General features: G+C 71.6%; 16 protein-coding genes. 12 read left to right on the top strand and 4 right to left on the bottom strand.

The genetic code is table 11. The features are described 5' to 3' along the window. Nucleotides 1-8: 8 nt before the first annotated feature. The 3 genes from KAK07_RS17705 to KAK07_RS17695 all read right to left on the bottom strand — a co-directional run bounded on the left by KAK07_RS17705 (nucleotide 9) and on the right by KAK07_RS17695 (nucleotide 3,135). Nucleotides 9-1,199 carry a substrate-binding domain-containing protein gene (locus KAK07_RS17705; RefSeq protein ID WP_210862187.1) on the bottom strand — a complete coding sequence of 397 codons (1,191 nt, stop codon included), beginning with the start codon at nucleotides 1,197-1,199 and terminating at the stop codon, nucleotides 9-11. Between the two features lie 77 nt (nucleotides 1,200-1,276). After that, nucleotides 1,277-1,660, bottom strand: a complete 384-nt coding sequence (locus KAK07_RS17700) for an MAPEG family protein (RefSeq protein WP_247664428.1) — start codon at nucleotides 1,658-1,660, stop codon at nucleotides 1,277-1,279. Beyond that, on the bottom strand, nucleotides 1,657-3,135 hold the full coding sequence (locus KAK07_RS17695; protein ID WP_210862184.1) for a sigma-54 interaction domain-containing protein: 1,479 nt from the start codon (nucleotides 3,133-3,135) through the stop codon (nucleotides 1,657-1,659). Before KAK07_RS17695 ends, KAK07_RS17700 begins: the two co-directional genes overlap by 4 nt. Nucleotides 3,136-3,265: 130 nt before the next feature. On the opposite strand from KAK07_RS17695, the gene KAK07_RS17690 reads away from it, so the two are divergent. The 7 genes from KAK07_RS17690 to KAK07_RS17660 all read left to right on the top strand — a co-directional run bounded on the left by KAK07_RS17690 (nucleotide 3,266) and on the right by KAK07_RS17660 (nucleotide 10,856). Continuing rightward, nucleotides 3,266-4,261, top strand: coding sequence for a Bug family tripartite tricarboxylate transporter substrate binding protein (locus KAK07_RS17690; RefSeq protein WP_210853434.1), 996 nt, complete (start codon nucleotides 3,266-3,268; stop codon nucleotides 4,259-4,261). Between the two features lie 10 nt (nucleotides 4,262-4,271). Then, on the top strand, nucleotides 4,272-5,051 hold the full coding sequence (locus KAK07_RS17685; RefSeq protein ID WP_210862182.1) for an enoyl-CoA hydratase/isomerase family protein: 780 nt from the start codon (nucleotides 4,272-4,274) through the stop codon (nucleotides 5,049-5,051). A 19-nt stretch (nucleotides 5,052-5,070) separates the two neighbouring features. Beyond that, entirely contained in the window at nucleotides 5,071-6,609 is a 1,539-nt protein-coding gene (locus KAK07_RS17680; RefSeq protein WP_210862181.1) for a malonate--CoA ligase, read from the top strand. Between the two features lie 70 nt (nucleotides 6,610-6,679). Next, nucleotides 6,680-8,398 (top strand): M14 family zinc carboxypeptidase, encoded by a 1,719-nt coding sequence (locus tag KAK07_RS17675; RefSeq protein WP_210853439.1) that lies wholly within the window; start codon nucleotides 6,680-6,682, stop codon nucleotides 8,396-8,398. Nucleotides 8,399-8,569: 171 nt separating this feature from the next. Next, complete coding sequence (locus KAK07_RS17670) at nucleotides 8,570-9,181, top strand: OmpA family protein (RefSeq protein WP_210862179.1); 612 nt, start codon at nucleotides 8,570-8,572, stop codon at nucleotides 9,179-9,181. Further along, nucleotides 9,178-10,041: a patatin-like phospholipase family protein gene (locus tag KAK07_RS17665; RefSeq protein WP_210862177.1), complete on the top strand. Its 864-nt coding sequence runs from the start codon at nucleotides 9,178-9,180 to the stop codon at nucleotides 10,039-10,041. Before KAK07_RS17670 ends, KAK07_RS17665 begins: the two co-directional genes overlap by 4 nt. Before the next feature lie 113 nt (nucleotides 10,042-10,154). Continuing rightward, the gene (locus tag KAK07_RS17660) at nucleotides 10,155-10,856 is read left to right on the top strand and encodes a hypothetical protein (protein ID WP_210862175.1); all 702 of its coding nucleotides are present in this window, start codon (nucleotides 10,155-10,157) and stop codon (nucleotides 10,854-10,856) included. A gap of 26 nt (nucleotides 10,857-10,882) precedes the next feature. Here the strand turns inward: KAK07_RS17660 and KAK07_RS17655 are convergent, their stop codons facing one another. Then, on the bottom strand, nucleotides 10,883-11,500 hold the full coding sequence (locus KAK07_RS17655) for a hypothetical protein (protein ID WP_210862173.1): 618 nt from the start codon (nucleotides 11,498-11,500) through the stop codon (nucleotides 10,883-10,885). A gap of 57 nt (nucleotides 11,501-11,557) precedes the next feature. On the opposite strand from KAK07_RS17655, the gene gspG reads away from it, so the two are divergent. The 5 genes from gspG to gspK are packed head-to-tail and all read left to right on the top strand — an operon-like array spanning nucleotide 11,558 to nucleotide 14,447. Further along, the gene (gene gspG / locus KAK07_RS17650; protein ID WP_210853448.1) at nucleotides 11,558-11,998 is read left to right on the top strand and encodes a type II secretion system major pseudopilin GspG; all 441 of its coding nucleotides are present in this window, start codon (nucleotides 11,558-11,560) and stop codon (nucleotides 11,996-11,998) included. Next, nucleotides 11,982-12,461 (top strand): pilus assembly FimT family protein, encoded by a 480-nt coding sequence (locus KAK07_RS17645; protein ID WP_210853450.1) that lies wholly within the window; start codon nucleotides 11,982-11,984, stop codon nucleotides 12,459-12,461. Before gspG ends, KAK07_RS17645 begins: the two co-directional genes overlap by 17 nt. A 6-nt stretch (nucleotides 12,462-12,467) precedes the next feature. Further along, nucleotides 12,468-12,824 carry a type II secretion system minor pseudopilin GspI gene (gspI, locus tag KAK07_RS17640; protein WP_210853452.1) on the top strand — a complete coding sequence of 119 codons (357 nt, stop codon included), beginning with the start codon at nucleotides 12,468-12,470 and terminating at the stop codon, nucleotides 12,822-12,824. A gap of 1 nt (nucleotide 12,825) precedes the next feature. Further along, complete coding sequence (locus KAK07_RS17635; protein WP_310738522.1) at nucleotides 12,826-13,464, top strand: PulJ/GspJ family protein; 639 nt, start codon at nucleotides 12,826-12,828, stop codon at nucleotides 13,462-13,464. Continuing rightward, nucleotides 13,461-14,447 (top strand): type II secretion system minor pseudopilin GspK, encoded by a 987-nt coding sequence (gene gspK, locus KAK07_RS17630; RefSeq protein WP_210853454.1) that lies wholly within the window; start codon nucleotides 13,461-13,463, stop codon nucleotides 14,445-14,447. Before KAK07_RS17635 ends, gspK begins: the two co-directional genes overlap by 4 nt. Nucleotides 14,448-14,475: the final 28 nt, after the last annotated feature.

The following is a 14,475-nucleotide window of genomic DNA, read 5'->3' as shown; positions in this document are numbered from 1 at the left end:
GCGCGGGCTCAGCGCTTGTTGCGGATGGGGACGTCCATCTCGGACGCCTTGATCTCGCGCACCAGCTCAGGCACGCCCCAGGCGAAGGCCGGGTCCACCTTGATCCTGAAGTGGTACATGCTCTGCATCGCCTGGTGGTCTTCCTTGCGGAAGGTCATGGTGCCCTTGGGCGTGTCGAAGCTCATGCCCTCCATGGTGCTGATCAGCTTGGGCGTGGCGGTGTCGCCATTGGTCTTCTTCAGCGCGGTGACCACGGCCATGGCGGCGCTGAAGCCGCCGGCGGTGAAGAAGTCGGGCGGCTGCTTGAACTGCTTGTAGTGCTGCGCCACCAGCGCCTCGTTGACCGGGTTCTTCGGGATGCCGAAGTAGTAGTAGGTGGCGCCTTCCATGCCGGGGAAGTTCTTGTACGAGGCCATGGCCGGCAGGATGTTGCCGCCGGTGGCGATCTCGATGCCATGGCGCTTCAGGTCCAGGTCGGCGATCTTGAACGGGTTGCCCGCGCCGGCCCAGATGATGAAGATCACCTTGCGGCCCGGCTGGTCCTTGAGCTTGTCGATCAGGCGCTGCGCACCGGCGGTGAAGTCCGTCGTGTTGGTGGGCAGGTATTCCTCATGGACCAGCTTGGCCTGCTTGATCGCGTCCTTGAAGGCCTTGACGCCGTCACGGCCAAAGGCGTAGTCCTGGGCCAGCGTGGCGATCACGGTGCCGGGCTTGTCCAGCGCCACCGCGTTGCTGATCGCGTCCTGGCTGCTGTTGCGGCCAGTGCGGAAGATGTACTTGTTCCACTTGTCGCCGGTGATCGAGTCGGCCACCGCGGGCTCGACCAGCAGGATCTTCTTGTACTCGGCGGCCACCGGCAGCATCGCCAGCGCCACGCCGGACGAGGTGGGACCCACGGCGATGTCGGCCTGGTCGTCGCCATAGGCGGCGGCCAGCAGGCTCTTGCCCAGATCGGGCTTGCCCTGGTCGTCCTTCTCGATGACCACCAGCTTCTTGCCGGCCACCTCCATCGTGCCGTTGGTGGCGTACTCCAGGCCCATCCTGAAGCCCAGCGCCGTCTGCTTGCCATAGGCTTCGAGCGGGCCGGTCTTGCTGTGGATGTGGGCGATGCGGATCTCGCCGACGGCCAGCGCAGGCAGGGTGGTGCTGCCCAGCGCGATCAGCGCGGCAGCGGCGAGGGTGAGGCGACGCAGGGTCATCGTGTCTCCGGGTCCAGGATGTTGGATGGAGACACGAGTGCAACGGCCGTGCCTGCACGGCCCCGGACAAACCCGGGTCAGGCGCGCAACATCCCCACCACGGCGCCGATCAGCAGGGTCAGCGTGGGGCCGATGCTCAGCGCAAAACCGGCGGTGCGGCTGGCCGGGTTGCGCACATAGCTCAGCGCGTACACGCCGCGGCCCACCAGGTAGACCAGGCCGCCCACGACGGCCGCGGTGGGCGACCAGAACTGCCCGGCCAGCCACAGCGCCGGCAGCAGCATCACCAACAGCTCCAGGGTGTTCATCTGCACCCGGTAGTGGCGCTCGAAGACGGGATGGCCGCTGACGGCGGGTGCCGCCACGCCGTACTTGCCGCGCGCCCAGCCAACGATGGTGCTGAAGACGAAGTACTGCAGCAGCGCGGCGATCGCAAGCAGGTGAACGGCGGTCATGCTCATGAAGGGCTCCGGGTCAAAGGGGGATTCAGGGAGGCGAGTTTCTCGTACAAGGTGGCGCGGGCGATGCCCAGGCGCCGGGCGGCGGCCAGCTTGTTGCCGCCGGTGGCCTGCAGCGCCTCAGTGATCAGGCGCTGCTCCAGCGCCGCCACGGCGGCGGGCAAGGACTGGCCGTCGGCGGGAGTGTCCGGACGTCGGACAGTGGTCGGCAAGGGCCGCGACTCGTCCACCGCCAGCAGCGGCCGCAGGTGGCGCGCGCCCAGCAGCCGCTCGTCGCTGACCAGGCTGGCCTGCTCCAGCAGGTTGCGCAGCTCGCGGATATTGCCCGGCCAGTCGTGGCGGGCCAGCCAGTCCAGCGCGTCGGCGGCGAGGCTGCGGGGCGGCAGGCCGTCGCGGCGGGCGATGTCGTCCAGCAGGTGCTCGGCCAGCGCGTCCAGGTCGTCCAGGCGTTCGCGCAGCGCCGGCACACGGATCGGCAGCACGTGCAGCCGGTAGTACAGGTCGGCACGGAACTGGCCGGCCGCCACCATCGCCGGCAGATCGCGGCTGGTGGCTGCGATCACCCGCACGTCCAGCGCCACCACGGTGTTGCTGCCCAGCGGCTCGACCTCCTGCTCCTGCAGCACACGCAGCAGCTTGGCCTGCAGCGGCAGCGGCATGTCGCCGATCTCGTCGAGGAACAGCGTGCCGCCCTCGGCCAGCTGGAACTTGCCGGGCCGGCCCTTGCGCTCGGCGCCGGTGTAGGCGCCGGGCGCCACGCCGAAGAACTCGGCCTCCAGCAGCGTGTCGGGCACGGCGGCGATGTTGACGCCGACGAAGGGCCGCGCCGCCCGCGGGCCGGCGTTGTGGATGGCCTGGGCCAGCAGCTCCTTGCCGGTGCCGGTCTCGCCCAGCAGCAGCACGGTGGCGTCGCTGGCCGCCGCGCGGCGCGCCAGGCGCTTGAGTTCGAGCACCGCCGGGCTGGAGCCCACATAGCTGGCGATGGTGTGCTTGGCACGGCGCCGGCGGCCCTGCTCGGCGGCCAGCTGGCGGCGTGCGTCGGCCAGTTCCTCGGTGAGCCGGCTGAACTTGGTCATCAGCGGCTGCATCGTGGTCTCGGGGTGGTCCAGCAGCACCAGGCCGAGCGCGCCGATCACCTGGCCCAGCTCGTCGCGCAGCGGCAGGCGGCTGACCAGGAAGGTGCCGGCCTTGTTGGTCAGCAGGTCCAGCAGGATCGGCTGGCCGGTGTCGATCACCTGGGCCAGCAGGGTGTTGGGCACCACGTCCTCGACCCGCTTGCCGACGAACTGGTCCTCGCGCTCGAAACCCAGCGCCGGCAGGAAGCGCTTGTAGCCTTCGCTGATCCAGACGATACGGTGGCGCCGGTCCACCACCAGCATGCCCTGGGCAGCCTGGGCCAGGGTGTCGAACATGGTCCGCGCGGCCAGCTCCAGCACCGCTTCGGCGGAGCGTGGCAGGTGGCTGGCGGGCAGGGTCATCGGGCCAGTGTATTGCTTTTGGACACTCGCTGTATGGTTTTCAGTCAACGGCGGCTCGGGGAAACGCCTTGGCAGCCCATGCGGGGCCTGCCGTTACGATCCGGGGCAGAACCACAGGACAGGAGACTCCATGCCCTTGATCGACACTGATCGCCGCGCCCTGCTGGCGGCCGCCGCCGGCTCGACCCTGCTGGCCGGGCTGCCGGGCGCCGCGCGGGCCCAGGGCAGCTGGCCGGCGCGGCCGGTGACCATCGTCGTGCCCTTCCCCGCCGGCGGCGGCACCGACGCCTTCGCGCGGCCGCTGACGGCCCACCTGAGCCACAAGCTGGGCAAGCAGTTCATCATCGACAACAAGGGCGGCGCCGGCGGCACGCTGGGCGCCACGCTGGCGGCCAAGGCTGCGCCCGACGGCTACACCTTCTTCATGGGCGCGGTGCACCACGCGATCGCCCCGGCCATGTACCCCAGGCTGGAGTACGACCTGGAGCGCGATTTCGTGCCGGTGGGCCTGATCTCCAGCGTGCCGCAGGTCATCGTCGTCAACCCGCAGAAGGTCACGGCCAAGGACCTGCCCGCGCTGCTGGACTTCCTGCGCCGCAATCCCGGCAAGCTGAACTACGGCTCGGCCGGCAATGGCACCTCGCACCACCTGGCGGGCGAGCTGTTCAAGCTGCAGACCAAGACCTTCATCACCCACATCCCCTACCGCGGCGCCGGCCCGGCGCTGCAAGACCTGATGGCCGGTCAGGTCGATCTGATGTTCGACGGCCTGGGCAGTTCCGCCCAGCACATCAAGTCGGGCCGCATCAAGGCGCTGGCGGTGGCCTCGGCGCAGCGCGCGCCGGGCTTCCCGGACATCCCCACCGCCGCCGAAGGCTCGGTGCCCACCTACCAGGTCGCCACCTGGTACGGCCTGTGGGCGCCCAAGGGCACGCCGCGCGAGATCGTCGAGCAGATGCAGGCCGAGCTGAAGAAGGCGCTGAGCTCCGACGAGCTCAAGACCACCTGGACCGGCCTGGGCAGCACCGTGCCCACGCTGTGGGGCGATGACTTCGGCCGCTTTGTCAGCGAAGAGATCAAGCGCTGGGGCTCGGTGGTCAAGCTCTCGGGGGCCAAACTCGATTGATACTGCCGGCATGACCGGACATGTTCGACTCGACGCGGCCGATGCCCACGGCATCGCCCGCCTGACGATTGCCCACCCCGGCAAGCTCAACGCACTGGACACCACGATGTGGCGTGAGCTGCGCGCCCACGCCGAATCGCTGCAGGCCAGCGATGCCCGCGCGGTGATCGTGCAGGGCGAGGGCGGGACCTTCGTGGCCGGCGGCGACATCGAGGAGTTCCCCGCCTTCCGCTTCCAGGCCGACACGCTGGCGCATTTCCACGAGGAGATCGTCGCGCCGGCGCTGTGGGCGCTGCTGGCACTGGACAGGCCCCTGGTGGCCCAGATTGATGGCGCCTGCATTGGCGGTGGGCTGGAGATCGCCTGCTGCTGCGACCTGCGCATCGCCGGCCAGGGCAGCCGCTTCGGCGTGCCGATCGCCAAGCTGGGCTTTCCGATGGCGCCGGCCGAGATCGAGATCGTCGCCCGCGTGGTGGGCGAGACCGTGCTGCGCGAGCTGCTGCTGGAAGCCCGTGTGCTGAACGCCGACGAGGCCTTGCGCCGCGGCCTGCTCACCCGCGTGGTGCCCGACGCCGAGGTGGCCGCCGAGGCCCTGGCCAGCGCGCGCCAGATCGCCCGCCTGTCGCCGCAGGCGATGCGCCTGAACAAGCGCGCGCTGCGCCAGTTCGCTCACCGCGACCAGCCCAGCCACCGCGCCGAGCGCGAACCCCATTACGCCTACGCCCCGTCCGACGAACACCGCGAGGGACTGGCGGCTTTCAATGAGAAGCGTCCGGCGGTTTTCCGCTGACGGACCAGGAAAACGACCCATGCTCAACCACAACCTCTTCGTCACGCTGCGCCAGCACTTCCCGGCCGACCTGGATGCCTGCGCGATCGAGACCGCCGATGGCCCCGGCGCACCGCTGTACTACAGCTGGCGCGACCTGGACCGCGCCAGTGCCCGCATCGCCAACCTGCTGGAGTCGCTGGACCTGCCGCCGGCCAGCCGCGTGGCGGTGCAGACCGAGAAGAGCGTCGAGGCGCTGATCCTGTACCTGGCGGTGCTGCGCGCCGGCCATGTCTACCTGCCGCTGAACACCGCCTACCAGGCGGCCGAGATCGAGTACTTCATCGGCAACGCCGAACCGGCGGTCTTCGTCACCACGCAGAAGAACTTCACCTGGGTCAGCCGCATCGCGTTTGCCGCCGGCACCACCCATGTCTTCACGCTGAACGAGGACCGCACGGGCACGCTGCTGGACCGCGCCGCCTTCCAGGCCGACGAGCACACGCCGGCCTTCAAGGAAAGCGACGAGCTCGCCGCCATCCTCTACACCAGCGGCACCACCGGCCGCAGCAAGGGGGCGATGCTGTCGCACCGCAACCTGGCCAGCAACGCCCAGGTGCTCAAGCACTACTGGCGCTGGCAAGCGGGCGACGTGCTGATCCACGCGCTGCCGATCTTCCATGTGCACGGCCTGTTCGTCGCCTCGCACGGCGCGCTGCTCAATGGCAGCAAGATGATCTGGTTTGCGAAGTACGACCCCAAGGCGGTGCTGGCGCGCCTGCCCGAGGCCACCGTCTTCATGGGCGTTCCCACGCTGTACGTGCGCCTGCTGGCCGAGAAGGGCCTGGACCGCGCGGCCTGCCGGAACATGCGCCTGTTCATCAGCGGCTCGGCGCCACTGCTGATCGAGACCTTCACCGACTGGCAGCAGCGCACCGGCCACACCATCCTGGAGCGCTACGGCATGAGCGAGACCATCATGCTGACCTCCAACCCCTGCGACCCGGCCGACGGCGCGCGACGCGGTGGCACGGTGGGCTTCCCGCTGCCCGGCGTGGGCCTGCGCATCCGCGATGACGCCGGCCAGGACCTGCCCGCGGGCGAGATCGGCGGCATCCAGGTGCATGGCCCGAACGTCTTCGCCGGCTACTGGCGCATGCCCGAGAAGACGAAGGAGGAGTTCACCGACGACGGCTGGTTCAAGACCGGCGATGTCGGCCAGCGCGATGCGGATGGCTACGTGACCATCGTCGGCCGCAGCAAGGACCTGATCATCACCGGCGGTTACAACGTCTACCCGGCCGAAGTGGAAGGCTTCATCAACGACATGCCCGGCGTGGCCGAGAGCGCGGTGATCGGCCTGCCGCACCCCGACTTCGGCGAGGGGGTGGTGGCGGTGGTGGTGCCCAAGGCCGGCAGCGCGCTCGATGGCACGGCCATCGTCGCCGCACTGAAGTCGAAGATCGCCAACTTCAAGGTGCCCAAGCAGGTCTTCATCGTGCCGGAACTGCCGCGCAACACCATGGGCAAGGTGCAGAAGAACCTGCTGCGCGAGCAGCACCGCGGCCTGTTCGGCTGAGCGACTCCTAGGGACTGTCGCCAGCAAGCCGGCGACGTAGCATCGCGCCTTTCGATCCAGGGAGACCCCGATGTCGCGCCTGACCCTGACCGTGATCGCAGCACTGCTGCCGCTGCTCAGCAGTGCCCACCCGATGAGCGTGGACAGCCGCGCCGAATGGCAGGCCGAGGCCGACGCCGAGCGCGCCACCGCTCGCTACTACCGCGTGCAGTTCGCCAATCCCGAAACAGCCCGCAAGGCCATGATCAGCCTGCACGAGGCCGTGGTCGACGGTCACTGGAAGCAGGCGGTGCTGGTGATGCAACTGGACGACGAGGAGCTCGCCCGCCTGCGCCCCTTTGCGCGCCGCATCGATCCGGCGGACGACTTCGCCGCGCTGCGCCAGCGTCAGCTCGACGCACTGTCGCGCCAGGCCAACCCACGCATCCTGGGGCGCGCGGCCTCGCAGGACGTGGGCGCCGAGGCCATCCCCGGCTACAGCTGCTACGAGACCGTCGAAGAGACGCAGACCGCTGCCCAGGCCCTGGTCAGCGCCCGCCCCACGCTGGCCAGCTACAACGTCATCGGCAGCAGCTGGGAGAAGGCCAACGGCCTGGGCGGCTACGACCTGAAGGTGCTGAAGCTGACCAACTCGGCCATCGGCGGCGACAAGCCCAAGCTGTTCGTCAATTCGGCCATCCATGCCCGCGAGTACGTCACTGCGCCCACCGCGCTGGCGCTGGCGCAGCAACTGGTCAACGGCTACGGCACCGACCCCGAGGCCACCTGGATCCTCGACCACCACGAGGTCCACCTGCTGCTGCACACCAACCCCGACGGCCGCAAGAAGGCCGAGACGGGTCTGCTGTGGCGCAAGAACACCAACCGCAACTACTGCGGGGCCAACAGCAACAGCCGCGGCGCCGACCTGAACCGCAACTTCACGTTCAACTGGAACATCACCAATGGCCAGGGCTCGAGCAGCAGCGCCTGCGCCGACACCTACCGCGGTCCGTCGGCCGGCTCCGAGCCCGAGATCCAGGCGGTGCAGGCCTATGTGCGCTCGCTGTGGCCGGACCGCCGCGGCACCGGCGTGGGTGATGCGGCGCCGCGCGACACCAGCGGCATCCACATCGACCTGCACAGCTATGGCCAGCTGGTGCTGTGGCCCTGGGGCTCGACCGCCACCCTGTCGGGCAACGCCACCGACCTGCAGACCCTGGGCCGGCGCTTCGCCTACCTCAACGGCCACTTCCCCGAGCAGTCGATCGGCCTGTACCCCACCGACGGCACCAGCGACGGCATCAGCTACGGCGAGCTGGGCGTGGCGGCCTACACCTTCGAGATGGGCACCACCTTCTTCCAGGGCTGCGGCAGCTACCCGGCCATCAAGGCGGGCAACCTGGCGGCGCTGATGTACGCCGCCAAGGTGGTGCGCGCCCCCTACCTGCTGCCCTCCGGCCCGGACGCGCTGTCGCTGGGGCTGAGCGCCAACAACGTGACGCCAGGCACGCCGGTCACGCTGCGCGCCACGATCGACGCCACGCGCTTCAGCAACGCCAACGGCAAGCAGGCCACGCCCCGGATCAGCGCCGCCACGGCTTATGTGGACGTGCCCCCGTGGGCCCCCGGCGCCACCGGCCTGCCGATGGCGGCCACCGACGGCGCCTTCGGCGGCAAGACCGAGGCGGTCCAAGTCAGCCTGCCCACCGCCGGGCTGTCGCCGGGCCGCCACCTGGTGTGGGTGGCCGGCACCAACGCCAAGGGCCGCACCGGCCCGGTCAGCGCGGTCTTCCTGGACATCCAGTGACCCTCGGGCGGCCCGGTGCCGCCCGTGCACAAATCGGCACCGGCGTCGGCCGGCGCCGACGCGCGCGGCCGCCTGCGTGACAGGCTGCCCGCGGCCCGCGGCCAGGGGGCAGCCGTCCACCACGGGCCTGCCTAGAGTGCAGCCTGTCTTGTGCTGCCACCCACCTGCCGAATGCCGCGTCTTCGCCCTGCCCTGTCCGCGCTCAGCGCCTGTCTGCTGCTGGCGGCCTGCCAATCCACCCCGCCGGCTGCGCCGCCCCCGGCGCCCGCCACGCCTTACCGCGGCGCGGTGCTGGCGGTCGACCAGACCGAGCGCGGCGTGCAGATCGTGCTGCCCGGCAGCGTGCTGTTCGAGTCGGGCAAGGCCACTTTTCAGCAGGCCGAAGCGGCGCCCTTCCTCAACCGCGTGGCGCAGCTGCTGCTGACCAAGACCGACAAGCGCGTGGCCGTGGAAGGCCACACCGACACCGACGGCAGCGCCAACCTCAACGAGCAGCTCTCGCTGGCCCGCGCGCGCGCCGTGGCCGACGCGCTGAGCAGCCGCGGCGTGCCGGCCGCGCGCCTGGAGGCCGCCGGCTTCTCGTTCCGCCGGCCGGTGGCCTCGAACAGCACCGAGGACGGCAAACGCCTGAACCGCCGGGTCGAGCTGGTGGTGCTGGGCGAACAGCTCGCCACACTCACCGCCAACGAGCCGCCCGGCGCCTTCGAGTCGGCCTGGGCGCGGCTGCGCAGCCTGATCGAGCAGGGCCGGGTGCAGGCGGTCGACGCCGCCGCGCCGAAATGACAGCGTCGCGCCGCGCCCTGCTGGGCGCCACCGTCCTGGGCCTGGCCCTGCCCGCCCGCTCGCAGCCGCGCCCGCGGCTGGCCCTGGCCCTGGGCGGCGGCTCGGCGCGCGGCTTCGCCCACATCGGCGTGGCCCGTGCGCTGGAGCAGGCCGGCATCGCGGCCGACCTGGTCGTGGGCACCAGCGCCGGTGCGCTGGTCGGCGCCTTCCTGGCGGCTGGCTGGAGCGCGGCACAGATGGAAGCCTTCGCGTTGCAGGTGCGCGAGGCCGACGTGGCCGACTTCGCCAGCGCCGGGCGCCGCGGCATGCTGGCCGGCGAGGCCCTGGCGCGCATCGTCGCCGAGCGCCTGCGCGGCGCGCAGATCGAACAGCTGCGCACCCCCTTCGCCGCCGTCACCACCGACCTGCGCAGCGGCGAGCTGGTGCTGCTGCGCCAGGGGCCGGTGGCCGACGCCGTGCGCGCCTCGTGCAGCATCCCCGGGGTCTTCGTGCCGCCGATGGTGCAGGGGCGGGAGCTGGTCGACGGCGGCCTGGTCTCGCCGCTGCCGGTGCGCGCGGCGCGCCAGCTGGGCGCCGAGCTGGTGCTGGCGGTCGATGTGGCTGCGCGCCCGCGTCGCCACGACCTGAGCGGCCTCTACGAAGTGGTGCTGCAGTCCTTCGAGATCATGGGCCGTGCGCTGGCCGACCAGGAAGCGCTGCAGGCCGACCTGGTGGTCCGCCCGGACACCGCACAGTTCGCCAGCAGCGACTTCGGCGCCCGCCGCGAAATGATCCAGGCCGGCTACGAGGCCGCCCTGCCGCTGATCCCGGCGCTGCGCAAGCGGCTGGACGCCTTGGCGGCACGTCCCCGCCGGGGCTGAGCCCCGGTTTCGTGGGTGCACGGGGCTCCGCCCCGGCGTGGCCGGCAGGCGCGGCTGAGGCCGCAGCGCCACAGGCGCTGGCCGCTGGCGCGGGCTGGGCCTACCATGCGGGCATGCCGGCCCTGCAGCGCCTGCCGCGCCTGTCTTCGCTCCGACCGCCACCCGGGTGGACGGCCCGTGTCCGCACCGTGGGCCCGGCGCTGGCGCTGGCGCTGCTGGGCGCCGGTGCCAGTCCGGGGCTGCGCGCAGCGGGGCATCCGCTGCTCGGGAGCTGTGCCGAACCCCTGACCCCCGACTGCGCCGAGCGGCTGGAAAGCCGTGCCCTGCAGGCCCACGGCGAGCAAGCGCGGCGCGAGTCCGGCCAGCTCAGCCTGAGCCCGCCGGTCGACGCGGCCCGGCCGCCCACGGTCCGCTGGCTGGGCCCCTTGGCCGACAGCGGGCTGGACCTGCTGGTCGAATTTCCGCCTGGCCAGCCCCCGGCCTACCGCCTGGCGGGTGAGGGTGCGCCGCCGCTGCGGCTGCCCGGCCCGGCCTGGCCGGCGCCCGGCGGCCGCCTGCTGATCAGCACCGGCACGCTGGCCGAGGACCAACCGGTGGTGGTGCTGCTGGGACGGGTGGAATCACGCTGGCGCGTGCTGCTGCGCCAGGAGGCCTCGCCAGGCGGCCGGCTGAGCTTCATCGGCTGGCGCAACGACGGGGCCGCGGCGCGGCTGCAATGGCAATGCCGCGGTGCACCGGCGCTGGCGCTTCAGTTGCGCGACGGGCCCTACGGCTGGGACTGGGTGCCGCCACTGCCGTCGCGCTGCGGGCGCTGAGCGCCGCCGCGCGGCGGGCGGCCGCCTCACTCGTCGTCTTCGTCGTCGGCGGTGCTGGCGGCCTGGGCACGTCCCGGCTGCGGAGCGCGCTGCACGTCGGCGGGCTGGCCCATCGGACGGATGGCGGCGCCGGGCTGGCCCATCGCGCCGGGCTGCAACAGCGCGCCCGGCTGACCCGGCATCGGCCGCGGCTGGAAGCCGCCCGCCACCGCCGGGGCACTGCTGCGCATCGGCTCGGGCAGGCGCAGTTCGGTCTCGGCCGGGCCGCCACGCGGGCCCAGCGAGGCGCTGCGCCGGCCCACGGCCAGCAGCACCAGGTCTTCGGTCACCGAGGCGCCGGTGCGGAAGGCCTTGGCCGGCTGGCCACCCACCGAGATCAGCGCCACGCCCTGCGGTGAATGCTCGGCACCGCGCGGCGCCACCACGCCCAGCAGTTGCAGCGCGCTGTCGCCGGCATCCTCGTCGTCGGCCTCGGCCGCCGCCACCGCGCTGCTGCCCAGCAGGCGGTGCAGGTCGCCACCGGCAGGCAGGCCGCGCGCGGGGGCCTGGGCGTGCGCGGGCAGGCCCGGACCGCCGGCGCCCAGCTTCAATCCCCAGAACGTGGCAGCCAGGGCCACCAGCGCCCAGACGGCAAGGCTTAACAATCGCGTCCGCATCCGACGATTATCATCCAGCGATCCCGCAGCACGAGCCCTCCGCCCATGAAGCACCCCCTGTTCACCGCCCGCCGCCTGGTCCAGCGCGGCTTCACCCTCATCGAGCTGATGGTGGTGCTGGTCATCATCGGCGTGCTGGCCGCGCTGGTCGTGCCCAATGTGCTGGACCGCGCCGATGACGCGCGGGTGACCGCGGCGCGCACCGACGTCGGCAACCTGATGCAGGCGCTCAAGCTCTACAAGCTCGACAACCAGCGCTACCCCACCGCCGAGCAGGGCCTGGAGGCCCTGGTGAACCGGCCCAGCGCCGGCCCGGCGCCGGCCAACTGGAAGAAGTACGTCGACAAGCTGCCCGCCGATCCCTGGGGCCGTCCCTACCAGTACGCCAACCCCGGCGTGAAGGGCGAGATCGACGTCTTCACACTGGGCGCCGACGGCCAGCCCGGCGGCGAAGGCAAGGACGCCGATATTGGCTCCTGGCAGTAAGCCGACCCGGCCGCAACGCCGCGGCACCGGCGGCTTCACGCTGCTGGAGCTGATGATCGTGGTCGCCCTGATCGCGGTGGCCACCGGCGTGGCGGTGCTGGCGCTGCGCGACGCCAATGCCAGCCGGCTCGAGGAAGAAGCGGCGCGCCTGTCGGCGCTGTTCGAGGCCGCCCGGGCCCGCTCGCGGGCGACCGGCCAGCCGGTGAACTGGCTCCCGGTGCGCGAGCAGGGCGACGGCTTTGCCTTCAGCGGCCTGGGCGAGCGCGCCGGCCTGCCCACGCAGTGGCTGGACGCCCGCACCCGCGCCGAGGTGATCGGCGCGCCGGTGCTGCACCTGGGCCCCGAGCCGGTGATCGGCGCCCAGCGCGTGGCCCTGCGCCTGGAAGATCGGCAGGTGGTGCTGGCCACCGATGGCCTGGGCCCCTTCGCCGTGCTGGAGAGCAGCGCGCTGGCGGCGCGCTGAGGCCCCATGCGCAGTCGCGGCTTCACGCTGGTCGAGGTGCTGGTCGCGGTGGCCATCGTCGCCATCGCGCTGGCCGCGGGCAGCCGCGCCGGGGGCGCCCTGCTCGACAACTCGCAGCGCCTGGGCGACGTGATGATGGCCCAGTGGTGCGCCGAGAACCGGCTGAGCGCGATGCGCCTGGCCAAGCTCTTCCCGGACGTCGGCCAGGTCGACGACGAGTGCACGCTGATGGGCCGGCGCTTCGTGCTCAAGCAGCAGGTGCGGGCCTCGTTCAACCCCAGCTTTCGCATCGTCGACCTGGGCGTGGCCGACGACCAGGGGCAGCCGCTGGTGCGGCTGTCCGTGATCATTCCGAAGTACTGACGTGAACCGGCCCGGGTCATCGCGCGGATTCACGCTGGTCGAGGTGCTGGTGGCGCTGTTCGTGATGGCGGTGCTGGCGGCCATGGCGTGGCAGGGCATCGACGCACTGGCGCGCAGCCGCGACGGCGCGCAGCAGGCCAGCGCGCAGATGATGCGCCTGGGCAATGTGCTGGCGCAGTGGGAGCAGGACCTGAACCAGATCCAGGACAGCGCCGCCGCGCCCTCGCTGCGCTTCGACGGCGCGGCGCTGCGCCTGACCCGGCGCACGCCCGAGGGCCTGCAGTTCGTCGTCTGGACGCTGCAGGACCGCCAGCTGTGGCGCTGGGCCTCGCCGCCGGTGACGCGGGTGCGAGACATGCAGGACTGGTGGATCCGCGGCCAGCAGTGGAGCGCGATCAGCGGCGATGCGCTGCGCATGCTGGGCGACCTGGACGGCTGGCAGGTCTACTACTGGCGGCTGACCGACAACAACTGGTCCAACGCCCAATCCACCGGCGACACCGCCCCCGTGCCGGTGCCCCCGCCCAAGGGCGACAACCCGCCCCCGGACTTTGACCGCGAGCTGCTGCCCCGCGGCGTGCGCCTGCAGCTGCAGATGCCCGGCGGCCCGCTCACCCGCGACATCGTGCTGCGCCCATGAGCCGTGCCGCCCTGAGCTCCCGTCTGCGATCCGCCCAGCGCGGCGCCGCGCTGCTGCTTGCGATGCTGGTCGTCACGCTGGTGGCCACGCTGACCGCCGGCATGGTCTGGCAGCAGTGGCAGGCGGTCGAGGTGGAGGGCGCCGAGCGCGCGCGCAGCCAGGCCAGCTGGCTGGTGCAGGGCGCGGTCGACTGGGCGCGGCTGATCCTGCGCACCGACCTGCAGGACACCAAGCACCGCAACATCGACTCGCTCGACGAGGTCTGGGCCACCCCGCTGCAGGACGTGCGCCTGTCCGAGTTCCTGGCCGCCGACCGCGACAACAGCGCCGACAGCAGCGGCCTGGATGCCTTCCTGACCGGCCGCATCACCGACGCCCAGTCGCGCTACAACCTGCGCAACCTGGTGCAGGACGAGAAGGAGGATGCCGACGTCCAGCTGCAGCTGATGCAGCGCCTGTGCGACACCCTGGGCCTGCCGCGCGACGTGGCCACGCGCATTGCCGACGGCATGAACGGCGCCTCGCTGGCCGAGGACCAGATCGACGACTCCGAGCGCGTCGCCCCCGGCTCGCCGCTGACGCCGATGCGCATGGAGCAGCTGGCCTGGCTGGGGCTGGACGGCGAGACCATCCGCCGGCTGGAGCCCTTCGTGGTGATCCTGCCCTCACTCACCGGCATCAACCTCAACACCGCCCCGCCCGAGGTGCTGATGGCCGCCGTCGAGGGCCTGGACCGCGCCACCGCCGAGCGCCTGCTGCGGGCCCGGCTGAACGGCGGCTTCGGGACGCTGGCCGACGCCAAGAAGCTGCTGCCCGAGAAACTGCAGCTGTCCGAGAAGCTGCTGGGCGTGAGCTCGCAGTACTTCGAGGTGCTGGGCGAGCTGCGCTACGACAGCTTCGTCGTGCGCGAGCGCAGCCTGGTGATGCGGCGTGGTCAGGACGTGATCGTGATGCGCCGCGAGACGCTCCCCCCAGAATCATGACCGTCCGGCCCATGAGGGATGCCGCCTG

Source organism: Ideonella alba (assembly GCF_018069875.1).
Lineage (GTDB): Bacteria > Pseudomonadota > Gammaproteobacteria > Burkholderiales > Burkholderiaceae_C > Ideonella > Ideonella alba.
Note: the sequence above shows the minus strand (reverse complement) of the source record. Positions and strands in the feature narration are given on the sequence as shown.